This window comes from Kribbella sp. NPDC000426, from assembly GCF_040300265.1.
In the GTDB taxonomy this organism is placed as follows: domain Bacteria; phylum Actinomycetota; class Actinomycetes; order Propionibacteriales; family Kribbellaceae; genus Kribbella.
Map to the genome: position 1 here is coordinate 1,067,409 of NZ_JBEPDK010000002.1, position 26,809 is coordinate 1,094,217.

General features: G+C 66.9%; 28 protein-coding genes and 2 pseudogenes. 16 read left to right on the top strand and 14 right to left on the bottom strand.

The genetic code is table 11. From position 1 onward, the window contains the following. Positions 1-10: 10 nt before the first annotated feature. Positions 11-700, bottom strand: a pseudogene (locus ABT313_RS12745) (GntR family transcriptional regulator); the annotation flags it as partial. Between ABT313_RS12745 and ABT313_RS12750 the strand changes: the two are divergent. Next, on the top strand, positions 676-2,235 hold the full coding sequence (locus ABT313_RS12750; protein ID WP_350851660.1) for a hypothetical protein: 1,560 nt from the start codon (positions 676-678) through the stop codon (positions 2,233-2,235). The pseudogene ABT313_RS12745 and the gene ABT313_RS12750 overlap by 25 nt on opposite strands. A 536-nt stretch (positions 2,236-2,771) precedes the next feature. On the opposite strand, the gene ABT313_RS12755 is transcribed toward ABT313_RS12750, so the two are convergent. Continuing rightward, on the bottom strand, positions 2,772-3,350 hold the full coding sequence (locus ABT313_RS12755; protein ID WP_350851662.1) for a CGNR zinc finger domain-containing protein: 579 nt from the start codon (positions 3,348-3,350) through the stop codon (positions 2,772-2,774). A gap of 94 nt (positions 3,351-3,444) precedes the next feature. Between ABT313_RS12755 and ABT313_RS12760 the strand changes: the two genes are divergently transcribed. From ABT313_RS12760 to ABT313_RS12790, 7 genes are all read left to right on the top strand, one after another. After that, on the top strand, positions 3,445-3,867 hold the full coding sequence (locus ABT313_RS12760) for a hypothetical protein (RefSeq protein WP_350851665.1): 423 nt from the start codon (positions 3,445-3,447) through the stop codon (positions 3,865-3,867). 1,087 nt (positions 3,868-4,954) lie between these two features. Next, on the top strand, positions 4,955-5,230 hold the full coding sequence (locus tag ABT313_RS12765) for a hypothetical protein (RefSeq protein ID WP_350851667.1): 276 nt from the start codon (positions 4,955-4,957) through the stop codon (positions 5,228-5,230). 267 nt (positions 5,231-5,497) lie between these two features. Continuing rightward, positions 5,498-6,664, top strand: a complete 1,167-nt coding sequence (locus tag ABT313_RS12770; protein ID WP_350851668.1) for an ROK family transcriptional regulator — start codon at positions 5,498-5,500, stop codon at positions 6,662-6,664. A 91-nt stretch (positions 6,665-6,755) separates the two neighbouring features. Further along, positions 6,756-8,006: an ABC transporter substrate-binding protein gene (locus ABT313_RS12775; RefSeq protein WP_350851670.1), complete on the top strand. Its 1,251-nt coding sequence runs from the start codon at positions 6,756-6,758 to the stop codon at positions 8,004-8,006. Positions 8,007-8,047: 41 nt separating this feature from the next. Next, positions 8,048-8,890, top strand: coding sequence for a carbohydrate ABC transporter permease (locus tag ABT313_RS12780; protein ID WP_350851671.1), 843 nt, complete (start codon positions 8,048-8,050; stop codon positions 8,888-8,890). Further along, positions 8,883-9,716 carry a carbohydrate ABC transporter permease gene (locus ABT313_RS12785; protein WP_350851673.1) on the top strand — a complete coding sequence of 278 codons (834 nt, stop codon included), beginning with the start codon at positions 8,883-8,885 and terminating at the stop codon, positions 9,714-9,716. The genes ABT313_RS12780 and ABT313_RS12785 overlap by 8 nt, the downstream gene beginning before the upstream one ends. Before the next feature lie 38 nt (positions 9,717-9,754). Beyond that, on the top strand, positions 9,755-10,414 hold the full coding sequence (locus ABT313_RS12790) for an SGNH/GDSL hydrolase family protein (RefSeq protein ID WP_350851676.1): 660 nt from the start codon (positions 9,755-9,757) through the stop codon (positions 10,412-10,414). Between the two features lie 540 nt (positions 10,415-10,954). Here the strand turns inward: ABT313_RS12790 and ABT313_RS12795 are convergent. The 9 genes from ABT313_RS12795 to ABT313_RS12835 form a co-directional block, all read right to left on the bottom strand. Continuing rightward, positions 10,955-11,452 carry a DUF2505 domain-containing protein gene (locus tag ABT313_RS12795; protein ID WP_350851678.1) on the bottom strand — a complete coding sequence of 166 codons (498 nt, stop codon included), beginning with the start codon at positions 11,450-11,452 and terminating at the stop codon, positions 10,955-10,957. Positions 11,453-11,527: 75 nt separating this feature from the next. Then, on the bottom strand, positions 11,528-11,791 hold the full coding sequence (locus tag ABT313_RS12800) for a hypothetical protein (RefSeq protein ID WP_350851680.1): 264 nt from the start codon (positions 11,789-11,791) through the stop codon (positions 11,528-11,530). Positions 11,792-11,811: 20 nt separating this feature from the next. Next, on the bottom strand, positions 11,812-13,320 hold the full coding sequence (locus tag ABT313_RS12805; protein WP_350851681.1) for a hydrogenase large subunit: 1,509 nt from the start codon (positions 13,318-13,320) through the stop codon (positions 11,812-11,814). Then, positions 13,317-14,807, bottom strand: a complete 1,491-nt coding sequence (locus ABT313_RS12810; protein ID WP_350851683.1) for a proton-conducting transporter transmembrane domain-containing protein — start codon at positions 14,805-14,807, stop codon at positions 13,317-13,319. The genes ABT313_RS12805 and ABT313_RS12810 overlap by 4 nt, the downstream gene beginning before the upstream one ends. A gap of 13 nt (positions 14,808-14,820) precedes the next feature. Then, complete coding sequence (locus tag ABT313_RS12815; RefSeq protein WP_350851685.1) at positions 14,821-15,465, bottom strand: hypothetical protein; 645 nt, start codon at positions 15,463-15,465, stop codon at positions 14,821-14,823. A gap of 5 nt (positions 15,466-15,470) precedes the next feature. Continuing rightward, complete coding sequence (locus ABT313_RS12820) at positions 15,471-16,409, bottom strand: respiratory chain complex I subunit 1 family protein (protein WP_350851687.1); 939 nt, start codon at positions 16,407-16,409, stop codon at positions 15,471-15,473. Continuing rightward, the gene (locus tag ABT313_RS12825; protein WP_350851689.1) at positions 16,406-18,427 is read right to left on the bottom strand and encodes a proton-conducting transporter transmembrane domain-containing protein; all 2,022 of its coding nucleotides are present in this window, start codon (positions 18,425-18,427) and stop codon (positions 16,406-16,408) included. The genes ABT313_RS12820 and ABT313_RS12825 overlap by 4 nt, the downstream gene beginning before the upstream one ends. Next, positions 18,424-18,897 carry an NADH-quinone oxidoreductase subunit B family protein gene (locus ABT313_RS12830; protein ID WP_350851691.1) on the bottom strand — a complete coding sequence of 158 codons (474 nt, stop codon included), beginning with the start codon at positions 18,895-18,897 and terminating at the stop codon, positions 18,424-18,426. Before ABT313_RS12830 ends, ABT313_RS12825 begins: the two co-directional genes overlap by 4 nt. Then, positions 18,894-19,262 carry an ArsR/SmtB family transcription factor gene (locus tag ABT313_RS12835; protein WP_350851693.1) on the bottom strand — a complete coding sequence of 123 codons (369 nt, stop codon included), beginning with the start codon at positions 19,260-19,262 and terminating at the stop codon, positions 18,894-18,896. The genes ABT313_RS12830 and ABT313_RS12835 overlap by 4 nt, the downstream gene beginning before the upstream one ends. A gap of 109 nt (positions 19,263-19,371) precedes the next feature. Between ABT313_RS12835 and ABT313_RS12840 the strand changes: the two genes are divergently transcribed. Together ABT313_RS12840 and ABT313_RS12845 are read left to right on the top strand one after the other, a co-directional pair. Next, complete coding sequence (locus tag ABT313_RS12840) at positions 19,372-19,554, top strand: hypothetical protein (RefSeq protein WP_350851695.1); 183 nt, start codon at positions 19,372-19,374, stop codon at positions 19,552-19,554. 44 nt (positions 19,555-19,598) lie between these two features. Beyond that, positions 19,599-19,742: a DUF8834 family protein gene (locus ABT313_RS12845; protein WP_350851697.1), complete on the top strand. Its 144-nt coding sequence runs from the start codon at positions 19,599-19,601 to the stop codon at positions 19,740-19,742. 15 nt (positions 19,743-19,757) lie between these two features. On the opposite strand, the gene ABT313_RS12850 is transcribed toward ABT313_RS12845, so the two are convergent. Beyond that, positions 19,758-20,432, bottom strand: coding sequence for a CBS domain-containing protein (locus ABT313_RS12850; protein ID WP_350851699.1), 675 nt, complete (start codon positions 20,430-20,432; stop codon positions 19,758-19,760). Between the two features lie 71 nt (positions 20,433-20,503). Here ABT313_RS12850 and ABT313_RS12855 point away from each other — a divergent pair, with 71 nt between their 5' ends. The 6 genes and pseudogenes from ABT313_RS12855 (at position 20,504) to ABT313_RS12880 (ending at position 24,066) form a co-directional block, all read left to right on the top strand. Further along, a complete protein-coding gene (locus ABT313_RS12855; protein WP_350851701.1) occupies positions 20,504-20,860 on the top strand; it encodes an ArsR/SmtB family transcription factor in 357 nt (118 codons plus the stop codon). A gap of 64 nt (positions 20,861-20,924) precedes the next feature. Then, on the top strand, positions 20,925-21,650 hold the full coding sequence (locus ABT313_RS12860; protein ID WP_350851702.1) for a sigma 54 modulation/S30EA ribosomal C-terminal domain-containing protein: 726 nt from the start codon (positions 20,925-20,927) through the stop codon (positions 21,648-21,650). Between the two features lie 237 nt (positions 21,651-21,887). Continuing rightward, a pseudogene (locus ABT313_RS12865) lies at positions 21,888-22,133 on the top strand (SDR family NAD(P)-dependent oxidoreductase); the annotation flags it as partial. Between the two features lie 28 nt (positions 22,134-22,161). Then, on the top strand, positions 22,162-22,515 hold the full coding sequence (locus ABT313_RS12870; RefSeq protein ID WP_350852153.1) for a hypothetical protein: 354 nt from the start codon (positions 22,162-22,164) through the stop codon (positions 22,513-22,515). 676 nt (positions 22,516-23,191) lie between these two features. Next, complete coding sequence (locus ABT313_RS12875; RefSeq protein WP_350851703.1) at positions 23,192-23,650, top strand: hypothetical protein; 459 nt, start codon at positions 23,192-23,194, stop codon at positions 23,648-23,650. Beyond that, positions 23,650-24,066, top strand: a complete 417-nt coding sequence (locus tag ABT313_RS12880) for a tyrosine-type recombinase/integrase (protein ID WP_350851705.1) — start codon at positions 23,650-23,652, stop codon at positions 24,064-24,066. The genes ABT313_RS12875 and ABT313_RS12880 overlap by 1 nt, the downstream gene beginning before the upstream one ends. Before the next feature lie 39 nt (positions 24,067-24,105). Here ABT313_RS12880 and ABT313_RS12885 read toward each other — a convergent pair whose 3' ends face one another. Both ABT313_RS12885 and ABT313_RS12890 read right to left on the bottom strand, forming a co-directional pair. Beyond that, positions 24,106-25,308 carry an acyl-CoA dehydrogenase family protein gene (locus ABT313_RS12885; protein ID WP_350851707.1) on the bottom strand — a complete coding sequence of 401 codons (1,203 nt, stop codon included), beginning with the start codon at positions 25,306-25,308 and terminating at the stop codon, positions 24,106-24,108. A gap of 164 nt (positions 25,309-25,472) precedes the next feature. Continuing rightward, the gene (locus tag ABT313_RS12890; RefSeq protein ID WP_350851709.1) at positions 25,473-26,777 is read right to left on the bottom strand and encodes an acyl-CoA dehydrogenase family protein; all 1,305 of its coding nucleotides are present in this window, start codon (positions 26,775-26,777) and stop codon (positions 25,473-25,475) included. Positions 26,778-26,809 lie beyond the last annotated feature (32 nt).

Genomic DNA, 26,809 nt, shown 5'->3' on the forward strand with positions numbered 1-26,809 from the left:
GCAGGTGCTCGGTGAGAACCTGGGCGGCGGAGCCGACCCGCTTTGCTGCCAAGTCGTCGACAAGGGCGACGTGCCGGGCATGCATCGCCATCAGCCGGTCGGTGTCGGGGCGCGACAGGATCCGGACCCGGTCGAGGTGTGCCTTGGCCCAGCCGATCACCGACCAGGTCCGCATGTGATCACCGATTTGCTGGAGGGTGAAATGCAACTCCTCGTCCAGGCTGAACCAGGCGGCGGCGTCGCCACGTTCGGCAGCCGATCGCTGGCGCACCAGGAGGTCGCGCAACTGGGCCTCGTCGTCGTCGGTCATCCGGTCGGCGATGTCCGACAGGGTCGCCAGCTCGAGCGTCTCCCGGATGAACTGCACGTCGGTGACCTCCCGCACGTTGATCCGGGTGACGTAGCTCCCGAGCTGCGGGACGACCTCGATGAGGTGATCCTCGGCGAGCCGGATCAGTGCCTCGCGGATCGGCGTCCGGCTGACGCCGTAGACCTCCGCGAGCTCGGCCTCCGAAACTGCGCGGCCAGGTGGCAGGTCGAGAGTGACGATGTCGCTGCGCAGCTGGGCGTAGACCTGCCATCGGGTCGTCGACTCGCGGATGCGGCCAAGCTGTGCCCGCATGGTCCTGCCCAGGGTGCGATCGGCCATCTGTTCCTCCAGAGAACGGTACTGGTATGGTAGGGTACCGCATCCCGTCATATGTTGGGCGCGACGGGGTGGGTGTGGTCGTCGGCGAGGCCGATCCGCTCCGCGAGGTCCAGTACGACATCTGGTGGCGCACGCTACTGGCCGGGCCTGCGCGGAGTACTTCGGGTGCGCTCGGCAACGATTTCGCGGCGGCGTACCTCCACGACCCGGCCGGCGTCGAACACTTCCTCCACCTCGACGCCGACGTGGACTGGCGGTCGACCGAGGCCGGCCTGCGGATGCGTGACGGGCACTGGGTGCTGGGCTTCTGGTCCGATCAGGCGCTGCCGGCCGATCGACTGACCGCGCTCAGTCGGCCGGCGCTCTCGCCGCCGGCCCGCTGGGAAGGGCTGACCCGGCTCGTCGGCTGGTGCCTGCCGAAACTGCCACCGGCGCCGGATCCGGCGACGATCCCGCCGTACGACGACATCGCGGCGGCGGCGTTCGCCGAGAGTCTCCGGGAGGACACAGCCCTGCTCGACGTCGACGGCTTGCGCGGTCACCGGATGTACGTCGCCGGCTCGAGCGAGGCGTGGGACGACTCACGTGTCGATCACCTGGAACTGTTGTGCCAGTCGGATGTCGCGCTCGGGCTTGCCGCCGCGGGTGTCGACAACGATCCACGGCGGGCTCGGTGGCTGTCTCACCTCGTCACCGCGATCGGCAGGTTCTACTCGCCGCAACTGCGCGTGTTCTCGAACGTGTGGCCGCTGACACGTACGAACCTTGCCGGCGGCAACGTCGTCGTCGGCCGGCTGGGCAGTCGCGAGCGGACCAACGTGTGGTACCACCTCTACACCCACGCCCGCCTGGCAGAACTAGCTCACCTCTTGCCGAACGCGATCGAGTGGCTCCCGCAGTTGCGCGCAGCCACCGATCAAACCCTGCGCCTCGCCGAGGCGAACCGCTATCTCTTCCCGCTTTTCTGGTGGCTGGACGACGGCGAGGCGGTCTCAGCGGCCGAGGAGCCGGCCGCCGGCGGTGCGTTCGCCTGGCTGATGGTGCGCGCCTGGGACCTCTGGCGGGACGACCGCTACCTCCGTGCCGCGGGCGAGGCACTGGAGGTGCTGCATCGCCGATCGCCGGACGCGGTGTACGGAGCGGGCGTTCTACTGCCCCGTGCGGCCTGGGCCGCCGACGCCCTCGCAGCGCGCACGGGCGACGTTCGATGGCGCCGATACCGCGACGACTTCACCGCGGCCGCGCTCCGCATGCTCTACTGGCGCGGCGACCTGGCCGGCTCTTTCCAGGCCTGCGCCGCGATGTGTTACCCGGCACTGTTCGAGAACGTCGCCAATCTGCTGGCATTCGACGACTGGCTGGACGACTCCCCTTATCCGCTGCGACAGATCCTCGGCCTGCAGCTCCGAGCCAACCTGCGCTTCTTCGAAGACCTGCCGCCCGGTGCCGGCGTACCGTGGGAAAACCTCCCCACCGTCGAGTACCCGTTCCGAGCCCGCGTCGGCCGCGAGATCTACGCGGTCGGCGAAGTACTGCAACTCCCGCACCTACGCGCCCGCTACAGCGGAGAACCGGCTTGCAAATAAGACTATTTGAGCTCAGCAGACGTCTTCCCAGCAGGCGGCGCGCGACGATCAGTTGTTGGACCTGCTGGGTGCCTTCGAAGATGTCGAGGATCTTGCCGGTACAAGCGAGGGCAGATCGGCGGCTCACGTCGATCTAACCTCTGACCTGCGGTTTTGTGCTCATCGATGCTCAAGTCCCAGCAGCACTTCTCAACCTCCCACGGAGCAGTGACGGAGCAGGACGATGGCAGCAGCTGCGGTCTGACACCCGCGTCGGAACCAAGGTTGCGCTGCCCGATCGGCGGCGCGCTCGGACCTTCCCGCGGAGCCGTAGCAGACATTCCGCCCGGGGTCCGTGGGCTACGGCATCGTTCTGCTCATCGTCGCGACCTGGCTGGTCGCGATCGCAATCTGGAAGGCGAGTAAACATCGACCACGCCGCACAACTCATGGTCCAATCCCTGAGTAGCCCGAGTGGCATCATCACCATCACCGACTGACCTGTTGCTGATGCGTGACACCGGGGCTCGAATCCCGGAGACGTCCGGCGCCGGCGGTCATCCGTCCGATCGTCCGGATGGTCGGCGGCGAGCGCGGGAAGCACGCAGATTGGCGCTGTTGCCGCAGGTGTGCACGTCGTGCCAAACCGCGCTCGTGTTGCGGCTGCGGTCATAGAAGGCGACCCGGCAGGCCGCGTTCCGGCACACCTTCAACCGCCGCCACTCCCCCGTGAGCTGGGCCTCGTACGCCCGCAGCAGAACCGCGGTCGCCGCTCCAGCGGCACCGTCAAGCGCCGGAGCCAGCGCGACAACCCCGTCGTCCGCGATGCGCGCCGTCGCCGGCAGATCGGCAACACCCAGGACGATCTCGTCCGTACCCGCGGGATGGTCGCGGGCGATCAGTGCGCCACGCACCTGCGCACGCAACTGCCGGAGCAGGACCACGTTGGCGTGCGTGACGGCGACGGTCGCAGTCTGAAGTTCGTCCACGGACGCCATCCAGCGGCTCACGGCTTCGCGGTCGGCGAGGAGGTCGGGGTACTTAGCGTTGGCAGTCGCCGCGGTATTGAGGAACCGCTGCACCAGGCTCAACCCACCCGGAGCGGCCTCAACCGCGTACCGTCCGTCCATTGACATAGGCGTTTCCTTTATGGTTATGTCGCAACCGATGACATAACCGTACGCCGTTTGCCTATGTAGCGCAACGGATGAAACCTACCGAGGAGCCACGATGGCATCGTTCAAAGACAACCTCGCCGAGAACGTCACCCTGGAAGGTCCCGTGATGAACGGTGTCCTGCACGGCCGCGAGGCAGTCCTGGCCCAACTCGCCGTGGTCAGCCAGTTCTACCGCGACCGCCTCGAACTGTTCAGCTTCGACCACGGTGACTACCACGTCGAGGAATACTCCGCCGTGGTCGCCGGCCGCCCCCTCAAGGCCACCGCCACCATGCACCGCAACTCCGAAGGCCAGATCGACTCCGTGGTCGTCAGCCATCGCCCTCTCGCCGCGGCACTCACGTTTTCGCGACTGATCGCGGAATCCACCATCGGCGCAGCCGCCGACCCGCACCGGTTCTACCGCCCCGAAGAGCAGACCTACGACGACCTGCTCGCCTACGCAGACGCCCAACCCGCCGGCGGCACCGCATAGCCACCGCTCGCAACAGCCGTCAAAGGCGGACGCGAGGTACGGGCTGTGGTCGCGGCGGCTGGGAGGATCCTCGGCTCAGCGACGGACACCTTCCTCGGCAGCTAGGACAAACCGCGCCGAAACACCCGCCGACGACTGTCCCGTCCCACCTGTCGCCGACCAATTCGGCGCGGGTTGGCACCAGCAACAAAGACCGCCGACGCCCAGGTGTCGACAGCCTCACGCCGCAATCGAGGACGGCCCCCGCCGCACCAACGGCCGCTTCGCCCAAGGTCCTCGACGCCCGAACTGCTATCCAGGCTTCAACTGACAAGAGACCTCCGTACGACGCACCACCACTTGCGACCGCCCGCCGTGCGCCGCCCGATCTGCCACCAGCGTCGCGGCGGACCCTTTCTGTGGGTGACGGCTATGCGTGCCGACGGCTCTTCGCTCTTGCCAGTCTGGCCTCGTAGAGGCCGGAGGAAGGCCGGCGCGATCTGCGCAGTGTGGTCGAATGCGCTGAGGTCCTTGGTCGCTCGGAACACGCACCAGTTGAAGCGCAGCCAGGCAAGCCAATCGAGTAAGGCAACGATGCTGACCGTGATCAGCGCGAGCAGGGGGTACTGGAAAAGGTGCATCGCACCGACATCCTCCAACTCCGAGGGCCTGCCTGAGTCAACGCACATCCCCGTCAGGCATCCCAATCAATCGCCGCCCCCACAACGGCTTGAGCCCAGACTACGCCTGCCATCGGGGATTCACAGCAGGTCCTGCCTCATCAACAGTGCAACCAGCCTGGCACCTCGCACGATGTCTCGGGCCAGCAGGGACGTGGACTGGGCCTAGCCTTTGAAGTCGGAGAACAGGCGGTCTGGTTATGCACATGCATCAGGCAGATGGTGTGCGTTCAACTCGCGACGCCGTCCCGCGCTCAACGCGAGCCGAGAAGGCTGCGCACAAATTGGCGGAATGGATTGCGGCCCATCCGAACGCTGCCAATGCGGGCGGTGTGAGGGTTCTGACGCACCGTAGGACCGTCCTGATCTATTGGAAGGGGACCGCGCCGGCCGGGTTGAGGTGGCTGGCGACATGGCCTCCAACCCGAGTGACTTTCAAGCAGGTCGCCTACTCCCGCGCCGAACTCACGGCCGCCGTCGCCGCCGTGATGAACCACCCCGAGGTATCGGCCGCCGGCCACGAGCCCGACGACTCCGGCCTCAGTGTCGTGTTGAGCTCAAAGGCCCCGACCGATGCGTTCGCCCACGTCGAGGCGACCAGCATCGTCGCCCGCACGGACGACGGCGCACACCACTCCGTGCACTGCAGGCGCCCACACTCACAACCAACGGCGTCAGCTGGATCGGCGCGTCCCACGGCGTAGCGCTGTTCCCACTGCTCCGCCCCTGAAACGGCCAGCGGCATGTCCCGCCCATGAAACACCAACCCACATAAGGAGTTCCAGGCCTTCTGCAGCCTCGGCAGTCAGAAGGCCTCCGACTGTTCACTATCACCGCCGGCCTTGCGAGGAAGGCGATCGTCATCGCACGAACAAGCCAATCCCGCATCCGAGGGCCTTAACAAACCCGTCGGGCCAGTCTCATCGGCCGGTCCCCGCGCACCTCGGGGGGAAGCGTCTAGCCTGGCGCGCATGCACGATGATTCCGATGGCGGAGACCCCTCCCGACTTCGCCAGTTCAACGAGCGCGCGGTGCTTGCCGCGGTTGGCAGGTCCGGGCGGGTCAGGGTCGCCGAGATCGTCGAACGGACCGGCCTGGGCCGAACTGCCGTCGAGAAGGTTCTACTGAGCCTGGTCGAGCGGCGGTGGCTGGTCGAGGAACAGACGATCGCGGGGGCACGCGGGCGCCCGGCCCGCAGCTACCGATTCCGCGCCGAGGCCGGATATGTAGGCGGTGTCGACATCGGTGCGCACAGTGTCCGGGCGGTGCTCACCGATCTTTCCGGAGAACTGATCGCGACCAGCCACGAGACGGTCCGCCCGGCGATGCGGAGGCGGACCCGGCTGAAGGCCGCCGAGTCCGCCCTGTCCAGTTGCCTGGATGCGGCCGGTGCCGCTCCGTCGGCATTATGGGCGCTCGGCGTCGGTACGACCGGCGTGGTGGACCGCCGTGGACGGGTCAGGAGTTCGCGGGCCATCCCGGACTGGCAGGGAGCCGACCTCGCCGCGCAGTTCCGCCGTACGCGATCGGCCCTCGTGATCGTCGAGAACGACACCCACCTGGCCGCCGTGGCAGAGCATCAGCGCGGTTGCGCCCGTGATGTTGCGGACCTCGTCCTGTTGCAGGCAGGTCGGCGTACCGGCCTGTCGGTCGTCGTCGACGGCACCGTGCGCCGGGGTTTCAACGGCGCCGCGGGCAACCTCTCGTCGTTGCCGATGGTGCGATGGGAGGCTGCCATCGAGTATCTGCATCGCTGCACGGCCGTGCCGCACGGTATGCCGATCGTGGACCGCGCCGAGTGGGTCTTCGCTGCCGCGCGGGCCGGCAACCGGCCGGCGATGACCGCCATCCGCCGGTACGTCGCGGAGATGGCCGTTGCGGCTGCGACCGCAATCGCGATTCTCGATCCGCAGTTGCTCGTCGTCGGCGGCGCGTTCTCGCAGTCGGCGGACCTGATTCTCGACCTGCTGGCCGACGATCTCGAGCGCGTGGCAGGCCAAGTCCCCGAACTGCGCGGCTCCACGCTCGGCGCGGAGTGCGTCGCCCTCGGAGCGGTCTGCGTCGCACAGGAGCAACTCGACCGCTTACTGGCGCCGCCACGGGGTCCGCTACCGGACCTGATCGCCCCGCCTCGTTGACGAAACCGCGGCACCGCTGACAATATGTCGCAAAGAGGCATAAATCGGACCGTCGGCCCTGCCGCCTCTTCCGTCGCGAGAGGTGACCCACATGCGCACCAAGATCCTGCCGGCCCTGGCCGCTCTTGCCCTGCTGATGATTGCCGGGTGCAACAGCACCGACCCGGGCGGGAAGGTCGAGCTCACGCTCGCGATCTGGGACGTGTCGATGAAGCCGTCGGAGGAGCAGATCATCCACGACTTCGAGCAGGCGAATCCTGGTGTCACTGTGCAGATCCAGGTAACTCCGTGGGACCAGTACTGGCAGAAACTGAAGGCGGCGGCGTCCGGTGGCGAGGCTCCGGACGTGATGTGGATGAACGCGCCGAACTTCCAGCTGTACGCCTCCAACGGGGTCCTCCTGCCGTTGTCGAAGTACATCGCGCAGGACAAGGTCGACCTAGGTGTGTTCGCCAAGGCCGTCACCGACAGCTTTGTCTTCAACGGCGAGCAGTACGGGATGCCGCGCGACAACACGACCATCGGACTCTGGTACAACAAGGCCCTGTTCGACACCGCGCACGTGAAGTACCCGACTGACAGCTGGACGTGGGCCGACGCCAAGGCCGCGGCGGCGAAGCTGACGAACAAGGCGACCGGCACCTACGGCATCGCGGCCAACCTCAACAGTCAGTCCAACTTCTACGACACGATCGCGCAGGCCGGCGGCCAGGTGATCTCGTCCGACGGCCGGCGATCCGGGTACGACACCCCGGCGGCAGTCGAGGGAATCACCTACTGGACCGACTTCATCGCGGCCGGACACTCTCCGAGTCTACGGCAGATGACGGACACCGACCCGGTCCAGATGTTCCAGTCCGGCAAGGTGGCGATGCTGTACGGCGGCAACTGGCTGGCCGGAACCTTTGCGAAGGTCGATACCGCCAAGAACTTCGACGTGGCCGCTCTGCCGGCCGGAAAGAAGCGCGCGACCATCTCCACCGGTCTGTCCGAGGCGATCTCGGCAAAGACCGAACATCCCGCCGAGGCGTGGAAGCTGGTCAAATTCATGGGCAGCAAGGAAGCCGCCGGTATCCGGGCAGCGAGCGGCACCGTGATCCCGGCGTACACGACCGAGGCGCAGGCCTGGGTGTCCTCCGTACCGCAGTACCACCTGCAGAGCCTGGTCGACGAGATCTCGGTCGCGGTGCCCTATCCGGTATCCAAGAACACCGATGCCTGGGCCTCTCAGGAGCCGGAGATCCTCGGCAAGGCGTGGAGCGGCGCGCAGACCCCACAGCAGGCCGCAGCCGCGATGGCAGCGGCAATGAACACTGCCCTTGATGCCGAGCAGGGCAAATGAGCTCTCGGCTCAGGCGACAGGAACGGTGGTGGGGATTGGCGATGATCGCTCCTTTGGGGTTCGGCGTCGCGGTCCTCTACCTCTGGCCGATATTGGAGACCTTCTACTTCAGCTTCACCGCGTGGGGACCGTTCGGCGGCAGCACCTGGATCGGACTGAGCAATTACACCCGGCTGCTGCACGACCCGGCTGTCTGGGTGGCGCTGCGCAACACGATCGCCTACATGGCTCTCACACTGCTCGGAATCCCGGCCGCGATGGTCTTCGCAGCGTTGTTGAACCGCCGGGACCTTCGCGGCCGCGGAGTGTTGCGGACGCTGTACTACCTGCCGGTGGTAACGATGCCGGCAGCCATCGGCCTGCTGTGGCAATACCTGTACAACGGCGACTACGGTCTGATCAACCAGGGTCTCGATGTAGTGGGCATCTCCGGTCCTGGTTGGTTGACCGATCCGCACACGGCGCTGATCGCGCTCGCCCTGGTCGGGATCTGGTCGCAGTTCGGCTACAACCTGGTGCTGTTCATGGCGGGCATCCAGGGCGTCCCGCGCGATCTCTACGAGGCGGCCGCTCTGGACGGAGCCGGCAGTCTGCGGCAGTTCCTCCGCGTCACGGTGCCGATGCTCTCGCCGACGACCTTCTTCGTGTCAGTGATCTCTGCGATCGGATCATTGCAGATGTTCGATCTCGTCTACCTGATGATCCCGCCGACGAGTCCGGCCGGCTCGGCAACCCGGACTGTGGTGTCCCTCTTCTACGAAACCGCGTTCGCCAAGAGCAACCCCGGCTACGGCGCCGCGATCGCTTTCCTGCTGCTGGTGCTCATCGGAGCCCTGACCGGGCTGCAGTTCCGGCTCCAGCGGCGCTGGGTGCACTATGCCTGACCGGATCCGCCCAGGCGCCGGTCGCCTGATCACCTACTCGGTGCTGACTCTCGGTGCACTGTTGGCGGTCGTGCCGTTCGCCTGGGAGCTGTCCACAGCGTTCAAGAGCCTGGGCGAGTCGATCCAGGTTCCCCCGGTCTGGCTGCCCGCGCATCCGCGCTGGCACAGCTTCGCGATGGTTTTCGACAATGCGCCGTTCGCGCGGCAGTTCGCCAACACTGTAGTCATGGCGATCGGCCGGACCACCGGTCAGCTCCTGCTCTGCTCGCTGGCGGGCTACGCGTTCGCTCGGTTGGCTTTTCCCGGCCGTCGGATCCTGTTCGGAGTTCTGCTGTCCATCCTCATGGTTCCGAGCCAGCTGTTCATCATTCCGCAGTACCGCATCATGCAGGAGCTCGGCTGGCTGAACTCGCTGCAGGCGCTGATAGTTCCAGGCATCTTCAGTGCCTTCGGCACCTTCCTGCTGAGGCAGTACTTCCTTGGCCTGCCCAATGAACTGGGCGAGGCCGCCGAGCTGGACGGGTGCGGTCCGCTCCGTACCTACTGGCATATCTACCTACCGCTCGCACGGCCCGGCATGATCGCCCTCGGGGTGCTCACGCTGCTTTGGTCGTGGAACGACCTGCTGTGGCCGCTCATCGTCAACACCGACCCGCGGCAGATGACGTTGTCAGCCGGCCTCGCCTCACTGAAAGGTCAGTACCTGACCAACTATCCGGTCCTGATGGCTGGTGCCGTGATGGCGACATTGCCGATGATCGTGGTGTTCGCAGTGCTGCAGCGACAGGTTGTCGAGGGCGTCGCCTCGACCGGCACGAAGGGTTGACGATGGCTTCCCCGCCGATCGGGTCCGTCGGACGGCTGATGGCCACGGGTAGGCCGCTCACTTGGCTCTTCACCGGCGACAGCGTGACAGCGGGAGAGCAGCACACCTACGGGCAGCGCGACTTCACTCAGCTGTTCGAGGAACGGATCCGGTACGAGCTCGGTCGTGGCGCCGACACCGTCATCAACACCGCGAAGAGCGGCTGGACCGCCGGTGACCTGGTCGCGGAGCTCGACCATGCGGTGTTGCGCTGGAAGCCGGACATCGTGATCGCCGGGATCGGGCTGAACGACTGCCGTCAGGGCGAGGCCGGCCGCGACGAGTTCCGCAAGCAGTACGTCGAGGTGGTCGACCGGATCCTCGCAGCCGGAGCCCACCTGATCCTCCAGACACCGAACGGCGTACTTCCGTCGAGCCTCGAAGCCCGGACCGGCGCCATTCCCGGTTACGCCGACGACATCCGGGCCCTGGCCACGGCGCGCGGTTGCGGCCTGATCGACCACCACCGGGTCTGGGCACGGGCCGAGCCCACGGGCGCCGCGCAGGCGTGGATCAGCGAAGGCTGCCATCCGAACGGCTACGGGCACGTCGTGATGGCGCATACGCTCCTGCGAACCCTCGGCCTGTTCGACCCCCGCAGCCACGTCGGCCGGCTGCACATACCGTACGAGGCCGCCGCGGTGACCACACTTGAGTAGCAAGGTCCAGGGACCTTTAGGACCTAGACAGCCTGGCGCCAGGCCGAGCTCGCCCCCTGCAGCGAGTCCTCCACGCTCTCTGGCATCGCGACTCCTCCCGACGGTCCGCAAACCGCGCCGAGATTCAAGGGCAGCAATGCCCCCAGACCACTGATGCGACTGGCGCTCCTCCGGTGCGTTGTGCACGAATTGTCACTATGCCACTTGGCTGGGCCGCACCTTGGCTCTTCTCCACGAAGAGCAGCACGAAGTCCCGCCTCGGAACATCGTCCAACTCAAGGCAGTTGACGCCTGTGGCCGACGATCAGGTGTTTGTCACCGGTTGAGCGACGTACGGCGCAATCGGAACGTCGAGCACTCGGTCACGGTCGCAGCTGTGCGATCTATTGCCGGCAGGCAGTCACCGGCCACAGGCACCTCTCATCGAAGGCATCCGCCGCCATCCCGCACAGCCGATCGATGCCGGCGTCCGGCTCTCGCACATCCAGGAGGAAGTCTTCGGCTCGATACCTGGCTGGTCACCTGAGCGCCGATGTTGTGTCAGAAGGTGCCGGCGAGCCAGGACCAGACGAGTTCGAACTTGGTCTCGAGGCGGATGCGGACGGCGTCGGTCACGAGCTGTTCGACCTTCTCGCCGATCGCCGGGACCGATGCGCTGACGTGAATGTCGAACGACTGAGTGGTTCCATCGCCCGTCGGGACGATGCTCGTGTGACCACTTAGTCTGACCGGGATGCCCGCGGCGTCACCCTCGACGTCCGCCTCGCGAACCCGGTCGACGCCGGCCGGGTGCCAGATCTTGTGCTGTTCCAGAACCAGCCTGTCGCCCATCAGGCGTCGCATGACTCCCGACGCGTCGTCAGGCGGCATCTCCCAACGGACGCCGAGCCGGAGATCATGGCCCACGTCGAGCGTCGACACGTCGTAGGCCAGAGCACCGAGCCGCTCCAGCACCTGCTGCTGAAAGGTTACGTCTGTGATGATCGCGAACACCTCTTCAGGAGGAGCGCCGTAGGACGTCGTCAGCTGCAGGTCCATCTGGCCATCATCGCCCTTCTGGTGTTCAGTGCGGTGGAGCGAGTTATCCGATAGTGCGTTGCATCGTACGGCTGGTCAGAAGATGTAGAAACCTGTGACCGCAGTGGGTAGGAGACCGAGGATCAGCCACGGGGAGATCGGCGAGCGCTGGAAGATGAGGCGTACCCCGGTGACCGTGAGGATGCCGATGACGCCCGACATGATCCACAGCCCAATCCCCCGACCGCGATCCGATTCAGCGACGCCGATGCTGTAGACCGCGAGCGAAACGGCCGGGACGCTGCCGACGTGGATCAGGATCACAGAGGCGACCCACTTCTGGACGGTCTCGATCTTCATCGGGCGGGGGCGTCGTCGTTTCACAGGTCGTTCCCGGCGTAGGAGAGGTTGAAGCTCTTGTTGGTCAGGGGGAAGTCGGGAACGATCGTGTCGGCAAGTGCCACCGGCAACGCGGGCCAGTTGAAGAACGACGGGTCGACGATCTTGAGTCGCGAGACAGTGCCGTCCGGATCGAACTCGATTCGGTGAGCGATAGTTCCGCGCCATCCCTCAACCAGGCCGACGCCGGAGGTGCGCCCCCTGGCGAGCCACGTGGGCTTGGTAGCTTCCGCGGTCAGCGGCGGCCGGGTCTCGAGCAGCAGGGCAATGAGTGCGACGGAGTTGTCGATCTCGTCGACCCGCGTGAGGAGCCGGGCCAGCACATCCCCGGTCGTGTGGGCTGCTGCAACGACGCCGTTCGTCAACGGGGTGAAGGGGTGGTCGCGGCGAGCGTCGTGATCCACGCCGCTCGCGCGGGCGACGTACCCGAGGGTGCCGATGTCGCGGGCCTGGTCGGGGCTCAGTACGGCGGTACCGGTCATGCGATCCAGTACGACGCTGTTGCCGAGCGCGATGTCGACGATCTGCGCGATGTCGGACCTGATCGCGGTCAACACACTGGGCTCGGGCAGAGCGCGGACGCGAGCCGCGCCAGGCGCGATCGCCCCGCGCAGCAGGCGGTGCCCGGTGACGTGCTTGTTGAGGCGGAGCAGCTGCTCGCGGATTCGCTGGGCGTGGGCGTTGGCGATGCCGAACCCGACGTCGTTGCAGAGGGCACCGATGTCGGTGACATGGTTGTACAGGCGTTCGAGCTCGAGCAGGATCGCGCGCAGAACCTGGGTCTGTGGTGAAACCGCCCAGTCCCTGGCCTCCTCGACGGCAATGCAGAATGCCAGGGCGTGTCCGGCTGTCGTGTCCCCGGACACACGTTCGGCCAGCGGCAGGACATCGGCGAGCAATTTGCCTTCGGCAAGCTTCTCGATGCCTTTGTGGACGAACCACAGCCTCGCCTTGAGTTTCAGGATGGTCTCGCCGACGACCGAGAACCGGAAATGCCCCGGTTCGATCAGGCCGGCATGGATCGGGCCGACCGGGATCTCGTAAACTCCCGGCCCGGCGACCGTGATGAACGGGTAGGGCTCGTCGACGTCCCCGAACTCCGGGGGCGGCCCGGCGTCACGGCCCATCGGATACCAGCCCTCGGGCCAGTGCTGGTGCAGCACGAGCCGACGGGGCAACGGGTGATCGGTCACCTCGATGCCCAACAGATCGTGCAACTCACGTTCGAACCGACCAGCTGGGAAGGACAGCGCGGCCAGACTGGGGATCTGCGGAGACGATCGGCTGGTCGTCAGGATCAACTCGACGCGACGGTCAGGTTGGCCGGCGACGAACAGGTAGACGACGCGGACCGCATCCGGGTCGTCGTGGCCGGAGATCAGCGCGAGTCGATAGCCGTTGGCCAGCAGCGTCGCAGCACGCTCGACCAACGTCGCCGGCGTGACGCTGGACTGACGCCGGTTCGGATAGGTTCTCGGGTCAGGGCTCATCGTGTCCCCACGATCGTGCCCGCCGCCTGCAGGAGCCTGCCGAGAGGCCAATCGACGATCCCGAGGACTGCGACGATTCCTAGACCCGCGAGCAACGGCGCCGCCGTGGATACTCGAAGGGCGCCCGTCGGTCCTGCTGTCGAGGTCCCGAGCAGGAGGCCTGCAGCCTTGGCGACGATCGCAATGAAGACGACGAGCAGAAGGACGAGTACGGCGGCCGCCACCCAGCCCAGCTCGGCCGCGAAGCCGGCGCGGATCAGGCCGATCTCGCTGACGAACAGACTGAACGGCGGCAGGCCGAGGAGCGCTGCCAAGCCCACCGCGAACACGCCCGCGAGCATCGGCGCCCGAAGGAGCAGCCCGCGGACCTGATCGATCCGTGTGGTTCCTTCGCGGGCGAGGATCTCCCCTGCTCCGCAGAACAACACGGCCTTGCCGAGCCCGTGCCCGACGATGTGAAGCAACACCGCCGCGATCGCGAGCGGCGTTCCGATGGCGACTCCGATCGCGGCGATGGCCATGTGCTCGATGCTGGAGTAGGCCAGCAGCCGTTTGTAGTCGCGCTGGGCAATGATCAGGCCGACGGCCAGCAGGAGCGAGGCAAGCGCCACGGCGATCAGCAGGCCACGGACAAATCCGGCGCCGACGCTGGCGACGGCGATCACGCGGTAGCGGGCGAGGGCATAGATCGCGACCGGGAGCAGTACGCCGGACATCAGCGCAGACACCGGCGCTGGCGCCTGGCTGTGGGCGTCCGGGAGCCAACTGTGCAACGGCATCAGACCGGCTTTCGTGCCGAAGCCCAGGACCAGCAGAGCGAACGCGAGCCGCATGACTCCCGGATCGAGGTCACCGGCGTGCGCGACGAGCTGGGTCCAATCGAGCGTTCCGTGCTCGGTGATCCCGGCATGCTTGGCGGCGTAGTTCACCAAGACGGTCCCGAGGTAGGCGAGCGCGATGCCGACCGAGCAGATCACGACGTACTTCCAGGTCGCCTCGAGCGATTGCTTGGTACGCCGATGGCCGACGAGGAAGGCAGTGACGATCGTGGTGGCCTCGACCGCTGCCCAGAGCAGACCGAGGTTGTTCGCCACGACCGCGAGCACCATCGCTGCGATGAACAAGGGCACGAGTACGCCGTATCGTCGAGCGCCGGTCGCATCAGTGTGACCTGCGTCGAGCTCATCGGCGATGTACCCCAGGCCCGAGCAGGTGGCGATGACGCCGACGGCGCCGATGACAATGAGCATCAGCCCGGAGAGCGCATCGATCCGCAACCAGTTGCCCGCCGCAACGATGCCGCCGTCGGCGGTCCAGACCGCCGTACCGACGCCGACGGTCAGGACGACCGTCGCCGCGGCAACTGTTCCCACCGCGACCGACCGGCGCCAGCCCATCAGGAGTGTGGCTCCCGCTGCGAGGAGTGGGGCCGCGATCGGCGCAGCGACCAGCAGCAGCGCGGCGCCGCCAGTGAGATCCGCGGTCATCAACTCTCCCTCATCAGTCGTGCAACTCCCGGAGCTCGTCGATATCGGTCGCGCCGTAGGTTGCCCGCAACCGCGCGGTCAGCACCTGCAGGACGAGCACGACCAGCAGTACGTCGAGAGACACAGCGAGCTCGACGATGCCGGGCACACCGCCGGTGATCAGGAACGCGGTCGTCGCGATCCCGTTGTCGAGCAGCAGGAACCCGACGATCTGCGACAGCGCCCGTCGACGGGTGACGAGCAGGAAGAACCCGAGCAGGACCATCGCGAGCCCGACCGGCACGGCCTGGGTCTCCGCCGTCGGTGAAAGCCTGACCAGCGGCCGGCTCGCGGCGTACGCCAGCAGAATCAGCAGAGCGGCGGCAACGATCGAAGCGGTCACGTTGATCAGCGGCTCGGTCTCGCGGGCCTCGCCGCTGTCCCGCAGTACCCGTCGAAGGATGCCTGGGACAACGATCGCCTTGAGGACCAGGACGCCGGCCGCGACGACACCCAACTCGACGCTGTCCAGCCGGACGGCGAGCGTCCCTGCCAGCACCCCGAGCAAGATCCCCTGCAACACCAACAGACGCACGATGGCCGACAGTTCACGGCGCCACAGCACCATGACCGATGACAAGAGCAGGCCGCCGCACACCAGATAGAGCCACTGAGTCATCAGAATCACGCCAGGAAGAACGAGGACGAGACTGCCAGGACACCGAAGAGGAACGAGCCGGCGAGCAACTCCGGGACCCGGAACAGCCGCAGCTTCGCCATGAATACCTCACCTGCAGCCAGGACCGTTCCCACCGCAGCGACCTTCAGCACGAACACGACAGCTCCCAACAGCAACGCCGCCGGAGACACGGTGGTGGCGACGCCCCAAGGCACGAAGAGGTTCACCCACAACCCCAGCAGGACGGTCAGGCGGAGCGCCGATGCGAACTCGACAAGAGCCAGGTCGCGGCCGGAGTACTCCAGCACCATCGCCTCGTGGATCATAGTCAGCTCGAGGTGCGTCGACGGGTTGTCGACCGGAAGCCGGCCGGCCTCCGCGATCACGACGACCCCGAGAGCGACGGCGGCGAGCAACGTAGCGGGTGATAGCCCGGCTCCCGGTGTCTGCTGGCCGCGCTCCACGATCGCCGACAGGTTGGTGGACCCGACGCCGGCGGACAACGCGAACCCGGCCAGCAGGATCGTCGGCTCGGCCAACGCTGCCACGGTCATCTCCCGGCTCGCGCCCATCCCACCGAACGCCGTACCGGTGTCGAGACCGGCCAGGGCCAGCGCAACCGTACCCAGGAGCAGCAACGCGACCACGGCGAACAGATCGGCAACGCCGTTCAACGGCGAGACGGTGGCGACGAACGGCGCGACGGCCGCGATCACAGCCGTTGTGGCTACCAGGACGGCCGGAGCCGCGGCGAACACCCAGCTCGATCCCTCGGGCGATATCGGCTCCTTGCGGAACTGTTTGCGCAGGTCCCGCCACGGTTGGCCGATGCCGGCACCCGCGCGTCCCTCGAGCCGGGCCCGAACCTGCCGCATCACACCTGCGAGGTACGGCGCGACGACCACCAGCAGGGCGACCTGGATGACCACACCAAGCGTGCTCATGTTGTCAACCCCACGACGACCAGGACGACGATCAGGCCGGCAAGCCCCAACGCAAGATACCTGTGCACGCTGCCGTTCTGCAGCCGGCTCATCACGTCTCCGACCTTGATGCCCCCGGCAATCACCGGCGGATACAGGGCCGCTTCCACCCGGTCGTCGACCCGCTGCCGGTACTCGACGCTCTCGATGAGGTACTGCGACTCCGCGTGGTGAGTCACGTCGACGTCCTTCTCGGGCCGCAGTACGTCGTCGAACACCCGCGTCAACGGCTCGGCGAACGATGTCGCCGTGTACTCCATCCGGGGATCCAACCGCGTGCCACCACACCCCCACACCAGCGACCGACGACGCGGCAGACCGCGGCGAATCAATGCCACGACTGCCAATGCGCCCACCAGGAGGCCCGCCAGAATCAGCAGCGGCGAGATCTGTCCCTCAACGCCTGCCAGGTGCAATGTCACCCCGCCTCGCAGCGGGGCACCATCGTGCACTGTCGGCAACAACCCGAGCACCTTGCTCAACGCCGGCCCGATCGAGGCAGGAGCAATCGCCAACGCTGCACAAGCCGCTGCTGCCAGCGCCATCGAGACACGCATGATCGTCGGCGACTCGGTCGCGACCGCTGCTGGTACCGAGCGCGGTCGAGCCAAGAAGCCCACGCCGAACGCCTTGACGAACGTCGCAACCCCCAGACCGGCGGTCAGTGCGACGACCGCGACCGCCAGCGGCATCGCCACCGCCACGACCGTGTCCGCTCCTGGCAGTCCGTGGATCAAGCCCTGCAGCAGCAGCCACTCCGACACGAACCCATTGCCTGGCGGAAGAGCAGCAGCCGCGAGCGCACCCACCGCGAACAGGATCGTCGTGACAGGCATGCGCGAGGCCAATCCGCCAAGGCTGTCGAGATCCCGAGTCCCGGTCGAGTGCAGGACCGATCCCGCGCCCAGGAACAGCAACGTCTTGAAGCCGGCATGATTGAGCGCGTGCAGCAACGCTGCGGCGAGCAGCAGACTCGCCAAAGCACGATTGCCGTCAGCAGCCAACACCCCACCGGCTCCCACACCGATCAATACCAGGCCCATGTTCTCCGTGGTCGAGTAGCCGAGCAGCCGCTTCAGGTCCACCGCGACGCTCGCCTGCAGAACGCCATACACCGCCGACACAGCACCGAAACTCAGGACAAGTAGCCACCACCATCGTGGGCCGCCACCGAGCAGATCGAACCCAACTCGGACGATCCCGTACAGGCCGAGCGTCACCATGGCAGCCGACATCAAGGCCGACACCTGGCTGGGCGCCTCGGGATGTGCCTTCGGCAACCACACGTGCAGGGGCACCATGCCGGCCTTCGAACCGAACCCGAGGAAGACCAGCACGAAAGTCAGGGAGCGGGTCGTTTCCGGCAGGTGCGCAGCTCGCAGGGCATCGAACGATTCGCCTCCGGCTCGCGACGCGAACGTCACGAGACCGAGCAGGATCAGGATGAGGCCGGCGTGCGTCATCGCGCCGTACCAGCCGCCGGCATCACGCACCGCAGGCCGAAGTCTGTGCTCGGCGAGCACCAACGCCAGCGACGTGAGCGCCATCAGCTCCCAGAGCACAAGGAACGTCGTCACGTTGCCGGCCGCAGGGACCAGGATCATCGCAGCCACGAACAGCGGCAGCAGCGCCTGCGCGGTCCGCGAACTCGCGCCGGTCCCGTCAGCGTGATGCCCGCCGGAATAGCCGATGCTGTACAGCCCGGCGAGCACGGCGACACCGCCGACCATGACGCAGAACCACCCGGACAGCGCATCCACGTGCAGCACCGCTTCGCTCAGCGGGAGCAGTTGCCGAACGGTGACCGTGAACGCATCGCCGGCGATCGCCAGCACGCCCGCGACCACCCCCAATGCCCCGGCAAGAGCAGTCGCCGTACCGGCCACGACAGCTCGGACGCGCGGCCCGGTGAGAGCAGAACCCAGCGCTCCCACGACGGCGACCAGCAGCACACCGAGCAGCGCCCAACCGATCGTCATCTGCCGGTCAGATCCCGCAACGCCTCAATAATCTGCGGCGGCTCCGGAGGACAGCCCCGGACGACGACGTCCACCGGAATCACGTCAGCAACCGCTCCCTCGACGCCATAACCTCCGGCGAACACACCGCAGTCGTGCGCACAGTCCCCGACGGCGACAACCCGTTTCGGCGCCGGCGTCGCGTCGTACGCCTTCCGCAACGGCTCCGCCATGTTCCGGGTCACCGGACCGGTCACGAGCAACACATCGGCATGCCGCGGCGACGCGACCAGGCGGGCGCCGTACCGCTCGCCGTCGTACACAGGGCCGAACGCCGAACCGATCTCGACCTCGCAGCCGTTACACGACCCAGCGTCCACATGGCGCACCTGCACCGAGCCGCGCAGTACGTCGTCTCCCCCGGTCTCGCGCTGCGGTGCGGGCTCCGCGACCCGACCTGTCGCGCGGATCTTCCGCAGCAGCGCTCTCATCGCACCGCCCGCTTCACCCGCGATCGCCCTGACGCTCGCGCGTCCGCACGCAGACCGTCGAGCAGCTCCGCCTGCTCCGACAGCACCGTCGTCAGGATCCGTCGCGCCACTGCCAGCAGCTCGGCAACCTGCGGACTGGTCAGCGAGTAGTAGACCACCGAACCGTCCTTGCGCGTCGCGACCAGTCCGGACCGTCGAAGCACGGCCAGCTGCTGCGACAGGTTGGAGGCCTCCAGCCCGACCTCGGACAGCAACTCACCGACCGCCATCTCCCGCTCGCTCAACAGCTCCAGCACCCGGATCCGGGCGGGGTGCCCCAGCGTCTTGAAGAACTCCGCCTTCAGCTGGTGCAGCGGTGTTGTCATCGATCCGCCTCCATCACTCCATGTCCTGCGCAATGCATGCGATCATGAATTGAAAGAATCTGCAACTCTTGTGTACGGTGTGGCCCCAGCCACGGCCGGACGGGAGACCATGGACACCTTCAGCGCGGAACTGCGACAGCGGATCGCCGCCGCCCGTCACGCACTCCGGGCGGCCAGGGCCGACGGTGATCTCGACGCCGAGCGCGTGTACTCGGGTGAGCTCGACAGCCTCCTCCGCCTGGCCATGGAGCACGGCGTGACAGTGCCGGACCACCCCGAGGACGAGCACTGACCGCGCGCGATTCGGGCCGAAGGGCCGACCCGACGCTCTACGAGGTGACCTGTACCTCAGCCGAGCACGACGAGCCGACCCGCACGGTGACCGATGCCGCCGGAGTCACCGAACTCGTCCGCCAAGCCGCGGCCACCGGCTCGCGGGTCCACGTTCGCCCGCTGCCGGACACAGACTCACCGGACTGACATAGCTCGGCGCGTTCAGAAGCCCGTCACATGTAGATCGTCGATGTCATAGGTCAGGTTGTTGCGTACGGCCACAACACCGGCAACGCGCGAGACCACGAGAGCTGCATGCTCGACCTGGCTGCGATATACAAGCATCCCTTCCAGCTCAACGACACCGCTGATCACTCGGACCGTCAGCTCCGCAAGGTCGCGTGTCGGACGTCGGCGGTCACGCTCGACCACAACACGGACCTCGGCGGCGATCTCCGCGTCAGGGCGCCGGAAGACCTCGAGCAGATCGCGTCTGGTGACCAGCCCGATCAAGCGGAGCTGGTCGTCGACGACGCACAACGCAGGCCTTGCCGGATCTGCCAGTCGGCGCGCAGCCGCCCCGATCGACGCATCGGAGGAGATGGTCGGCGAAGGCGAACACATCAGCTCGCGTGCGGTGGCCGCACGGGCCTTGCGGCGCCGTCGGCGTGCTGCGCTCGTTCCGATCAGCGGCATCTGGTCGACCCCGCCGTGGAACTCGAGGTTGACCAGAACGTCGTACTCGCTCACAACCCCGATCGGGATCCCGTCGGACACCACGGGCACTGCGCACGTCTCGGCGGCCAGGAGCGCGCACGCGACCTGCTTGAACGATGCCTCAGGAGTCACGCTGACCGGCGACCTCGTCATCACCATCCCGACGACAGGCTCGTTCATCTCTCCCACCTCGGCCGCACTTGCTAAGATTAGAAACTGCTCAAGACGATCATGGACCGAGGAGCCGCGCCGTGCACAGGCCTCTGTACGAACGGAAGGCGGAGTTCTTCAAGACGCTCGCTCACCCGGCACGGATCCGCGTCCTCGAACTGCTGACCCAGGGCGATCACTCGGTCGCCGAGATGCTGCCGGAAGTTGGCATCGAGCCTTCGAACCTGTCCCAGCACCTGGCTGTCCTCCGACGTGCCGGTCTGGTGACCACCCGGAAGGTCGGCTCGACAGTCATCTACTCCCCCACCAGCCCGTACGTCGGCGAACTCCTGACCGTCTCCCGCCGCATCCTCACCGGCCTGATCAACGACCAGGTCGAACTCCTCGAGGACCTGCGCGAACCGGCCGGCCAGGGCGCGGGCCGTCGGTCCGTCTGAGCGGGGATCAATGGTCGATGGGGGGAGGCCAGATCGCGACGAAGTCAGCAGAGTTCACGTCGCGATGACGCTGCGCGGTCGATTGACCGAGGCGGCAGCTGCCGAGGCGGCAACTGCGATCATCGCCGTACTGAGCCGGTGCGCTGCTGGAATCACCGACTCCCGGCTGCGTCTGACCGGCGCCAACTGCGCGGATGGTCCCGGCATGGTCCAGGTGAGCGTCGTCGTCTACGGCGTACCGGCAAGAGTCCAGGTGACGGCACCGTCGTTGGTTGACGCAGCCGCCACTGCCGCGACGCGCCTGGAACGCCTCCTGAGCGCGCTGACCGCTCCCGCCGGGTCCGCTGACGCCAGCGATTTCGCACACTGGCCCCACCCCAAACGCCGCCCACTCGCAATACCGTTCCCCGGACACATCACCAGGCTCAAAGTTGTGAAGCTACAGCCCATCACCCCGGCGACAGCCATCGCCGCCATGCATGCGATGGACTACAACTTGCACCTGTTCACCGATGCCGACACCGGCGAGGACGCCGCTGTCTGTCGTCGCGGACCAGCCGGGCACCTATTGATCCGCCAGCACACGACGCAACCGCCGGGAACCCCGGTGCCTCGACTCGTCATCGATTCGCGCCCCGCTGCCGCACTGACAACCGAGCAAGCTGCGCGACGACTGACCGACCACGGCCTGGCCCACATCTTCTACACCAACCAAGAAACCGGCCGAGGAAACGTCCTCTACCGCCGCTACGACGGCAACCTCGGCAACCTCGGACCAGACGACGAGTAACGACGCGTCATCGTCCAACCACCGTCGTCTCGGGACAGTCGGCTGTCGTGTGGATGGTTGCGACGTACGGCCGTTCATTGCCGCGACCTCGACGCCGCTGGATCGGAACTTGAGCGCGCTGCGTGGGTAATCCCCGTCCGGTGCGCTGCAAGAAATCTTGGTCGTACCCGGCGAATTCCGGCGGCGAGGACGGTCTGACACGTCAACAGGTCCTGCGATCACCCGAGGGAGCTTTCCGTGACAGAGTCGAACCCCACCACCCGGGCAATCGTCACCGGCGCCAGCCGCGGCTTCGGCCGTGGCACGGCTGAAGCGCTGGTTGCCGCCGGCATCCACGTCGTCGGAGTCGCCAGAACCACCGGCACCTTGGAGACAGCCGCCAAGGAAGTCGGCTTCACCGCAGCACCCGGCGACGCGGCCGATCCCGAGCTCGCGGCGGGGCTCATCTCCAAATATGAACCCGACCTCCTCGTCCTCAACGCAGGAGTCACGCCGCCGATGGGACTGCTCGGTGAGCAATCCGGAGACGCTGGTCACCATGATGACTCAGGAGAAGGTGCCCGAGAGACTTCTGTATACAACCTCGCAGCCGTACACGCTGTACGTCAATCCGCCGCCGGGAAGCGTGCTCAGCGCGGTCCAACCGCCACCGAACGGAGCAGCCGCGGCCGGTGTTCGTGCCTGGAGCGTCAGGCAGGCCGGAGTCGTTGCGACGGACCTGGTCGATGAGCACCGGCAGAACCTCGCCGAGGTGGTCCAACAGATCATGCTCATCCTGGCCGGCTTCTTCTTCGGTCTGTTCGCGTCAACCACGCCCTGGGCCGTCCGCGGGCTGAGACTGGGCATGCGTTCGGCCCGAGCCTGAGTGCTGTCAGGTGCACTCCTGGCGCACTACCCGGGTCTCCCGACGGCTGATCACTCGGGTTAGCGCCGAGTCCCAAGTGGATGGGGCGGATCGTTGACGAGCCGTGCGGTCGCGCCCTCGCGTGCCGGCCGGATGCACCGGCAGCCTTCGCTGACCTGGACCTCCGGCGTGAACTGGCCGACGAACACTGTAGCTGGGAAGGCGGCCTGACTCGCGTATCTCCCGACCCCAAGCGACATGTGCAGCGCCAGGCGGTAATCGCAGACCGCGCAGCCACACCGACCCACAGTTAGTTTGCCGAAGGCAACTGAGACAGGCACTGTGGCGAGGTGGAACTGGACCCGGTGCTCGAGTTGTAAGGGCTGCCGCCCGAGCAGTTCACCGCTGCCCGCAACCAGCTCGCCAAGACGCTCCGCGACGCCGGCGACACCCACAGCAGCCAAACCATCCGACCCTGCGCAAGCCATCCATCGCGGCATGGCTGGCCAACCACCTCGTACGAACAGCGCCGGATCAAATCGCGGAACTGACCGAGTTCGGCGACGACCTCCGCGAAGCCCACCGTCTCGGCGACCGCACCCGGCTCAAGGTGCTCACACCTCGGCGGCACGAACTGGTCAACCGCCTTGTGGAGGTCGCGAGGGCGAACGCGGCCCAGGACGGACGCTCGATCACCATGAGCACATGCGAGCGGCTCGCGGCCACCCTCGACGCGGCGCTGGTGGACCCCGGTGCCGCCCAGACCCTGCGCAGTGGACGCCTCAGCAGCGGACTCCGGCACGTCGGGTTCGGCGTCGTGGACGAGGCGGGTGCGCCGCTTCCGGTCACTGGGCTGATGCGCGACCGGCCGACACCCGTGGCGACTGCCGCCAAGGCGTCTCCACGTAAGTCCAGCCCGCCGAAGAAGACGCCAGTCGGGAGGACAAGAAGGGTCGCACAGCAGGAGCTGCTGCGCAGGCAACGCGCGGAGCTGCAGGAACGTCTGCAAGAGGTCGAGGCCGACTACGAAGCAGCCGAGAACGAGCGAGCAGCTGCCGAGTGCGAACTGGACGCCAACGAGCACCACATCGCCGACATGCAGACCGCGATCGGGCGACTCACCGACGAGATGGCGAGATTCAGGACCACTCGCTGATGTTCATCTGGTCCGATGGGAGGCACCTGCGGGCGGATCTCTACAACCTCGTCGTCTGGAAACCTGCCTTGGGGGCGGCGGGTGTGCTGCCACCGCCGGTGAAAGGCGCGCGAGGTCGTCGCCACTACAAGAAGGATCGGACCGTGGGTCCGCACGCAGTGCGTCACTACTACGCCAGCATCACGCTCGCGGATGGTGTGAACATCAAGGAGCTCTCGGAGTACCTTGGTCACGCCGATCCGGGCTTCACTTTGCAGATGTACACGCACCTGCTTCCGTCGTCGTACGACCGGGCCCGGCAAGCGGTGGACCGTCGGCTGGCTCGTGTTGCTCCGTGGGCGACGGAGCAGCGACGGAGCAGGCCGGATCGGGACCCCGGCCACGGAGAACTCGACGACGGCCCCGGTCTTCTCTGACCCGATCGAAGCCTGAGCCAGGATGCCTTGTAAATAAGGCTATTTAAGCTCGGCTGATGTCTTTCCGAGCAGGCGGCGGGCGACAATCAGTTGTTGGATTTGTTGGGTTCCCTCGAAGATGTCCAAAATTTTGCTGTCTCGGGACCATTTTTCTAGGAGGTGGTGTTCGGAGTAGCCGAGGGAGCTGGTTAGTTCTACGCAGCGGAGGGTTATCTCGTTGGCGGTGCGGCCGGCTTTGGCTTTGGCTATGGAGGCTTGGAGGGAGTTGGGGTGGGCGTTGTCGGCCATCCAGGCGGCCTGGAGGGTGAGGAGGTAGGCGGCTTCCCAGTCGGCTTCCATGGAGAGGTACGTCGCGGCCGCGGCGGGCTGTAGGTGGACGGGGCGGTCGTAGTCGACTTCAACGCCGGCCTCGGACAGAAGTTCGCGGGTGAGTTCCAGGGACGCGCGAGCGCAGCCGACGGCCATCGCGGCGACCAGGGGGCGGGTGTTGTCGAAGGTCTGCATGACGCCGGCGAAGCCCTTGTCGATGTCGGCCGTGCCGAGCAGGTTCTCGCGCGGGACGCGGCAGTTGTCGAAGCGGATGGTCGCGGTGTCGGATGCGCGGATGCCCAGCTTGTGCTCGAGGCGTTCGACCGTCATGCCGGGCGTGTCCTTCATGACCACGAACGACTTGATCGCGGCCCGACCGAGGGTCTTGTCGAGCGTCGCCCAGACGACCACGGCGTCGCACCGGCCGCCGGCGGTGACGAAGATCTTCTCGCCGTTGATCACATAGTCGTCGCCGTCGAGCCGGGCGGTCGTCTGGATGCTGGCGGAGTCGGAGCCGCAGTCCGGCTCGGTGATCGCCATCGCCGCCCACACACCGTCGAACCGCCGCAGCTGCTCGTCGGACGCCACGGACGCGATCGCCGAGTTGCCGAGTCCTTGCCGCGGCATCGACAGCAGCAGCCCGACGTCGCCCCAGCACATCTCCATGATCGACAGCACCGACGACAGGTTCGACCCGTTGACAACGCCTTCGTCCACAGCCGAAGTACGTCGTACGCCGGAAGCGCCCGCGCCCGAACCGGTGCCTGAGGCACCTAAACCGTCGACCATCGCGGCGAGCATGTCCAGCTCGACCGGGTACTCGTGCTCGGCCAGGTCGTACCGGCGCGAGTTCGGCCGCAGCATCTCCGCCGCGACCTGATGCGCCTGGTTGACGAAGGCCCGGAACTTCCGCGGAGTCTCGAGGTTGATCATTAGGGCATGTCTCCTCATCTCGTGTCGTAGCGAGCAGGTGCTCGGGGGTGTAGCTCGGTGCGCCGGGGCGGAGGTCTCGATGCGGAGCATCGTGGCCTTCGCACCGGTGCAGCGAGATGCGCCCCCGAGTGCCGCGCAGTAGACACGAGATGAGGAGACATGCCCTAAACGAGCACCGCCCCTTCCATTACGCCGATCGCTCGTAGGTCGCGGTACCAGCGCTCCACCGGATGCTCCTTCACGAACCCGTGCCCGCCGAGCAGTTGTACGCCGTCGGTCCCGATCTGCATGCCCTTGTCGGTACACAGCCGCCGCGCCAACGCCGCTTCCCGGGCGAACGGAAGCCCTTGCGCAGCACGCGATCCGGCCCGGTACGTCACCAGCTTCATACCCTCGAGCTCGATCCCGATGTTCGCCACCATGAAGGCGACCGACTGCCGATGACTGATCGGCTCGCCGAAGGCCTCCCGGGAGTTCACGTACGGCGTGACGTAGTCGAGCACCGCCCGCGCCGTACCGAGGGCCAGCGCACACCAGCCGAGCCGCGACAACCGCACGCATTCGACGTAGTCGTCCAACGACCCGAGCGGGAGGGCCGGTACGTCGGTCAGGATCACCCGGCTCAACGACGCGGCCCGCAAACCCATCGACGGCTCCGCCTCGATCACCACGCCCGGGTGATCCGCCTCAACCACGAACAACCGCGGACCGGCGTCGGTCTGCGCGCCGATCACGAACAACTCCGCCTCCGCGCCCCGCGGCACCAACGACTTCACGCCGTTCAACAGCCCGCCCGTGAACCGCGTGCGCAACGAGAACGGATCGAACACCGGCCGCGGCTCGACCAAGGCCAGCGCGGCCGCCGGCACGGATGAGCCGGTGAACGCCGGCAGGTACGTCGCCTGCTGGGTCTCGTCGCCCCACAGCGAGATCGCGGTGCTCACGGCCGACGGCGCCAGACACGCGACGGCCTGCCCCATGTCGCCGTACGCGAGCGCCTCGGCGACGAGTACGCCGGTCATCGCGGACCGCTCGGTGACGATGCCGCCGAGCTCCTCCGGGACCTCGATCAGGCTCAGCCCGAGCTCGGCCGACGACTCCAGCACCTTGGCCTCCGTAGCGCAGGCGGTGTCAGCCGCGGAGGCAGCAGGCCGCAGGAGGTCGGAGGCGAACGAGCGGACGACGTCGACCATCATCTGCTGGTCGTCGGTCGGCGTGAGGTCGAACCGCCCGGTCCCCTTCGCCGCGGGGAGCCGCGCCGGCGCAGTCAGCTTCGTCGCAGCCGAGAACCGCCGGGAGAGCGCTCCCGCCGTCCGGAATCCGGTCTTCGTTGCCTCGAAAACCGCCCGTTCGGCGGGTTTCCGCAACCCGAACCGGTCGATCGCCCGCCACCGGGCCAGCTTGTTGAGCAGGGCCACGCCGACCCCGATCGCGTCCCGGCGCCCGCGCGTCCTGTCCTGGAGGCTCATACCGCCAACTGTAAACCGAAGTTACAACCCAG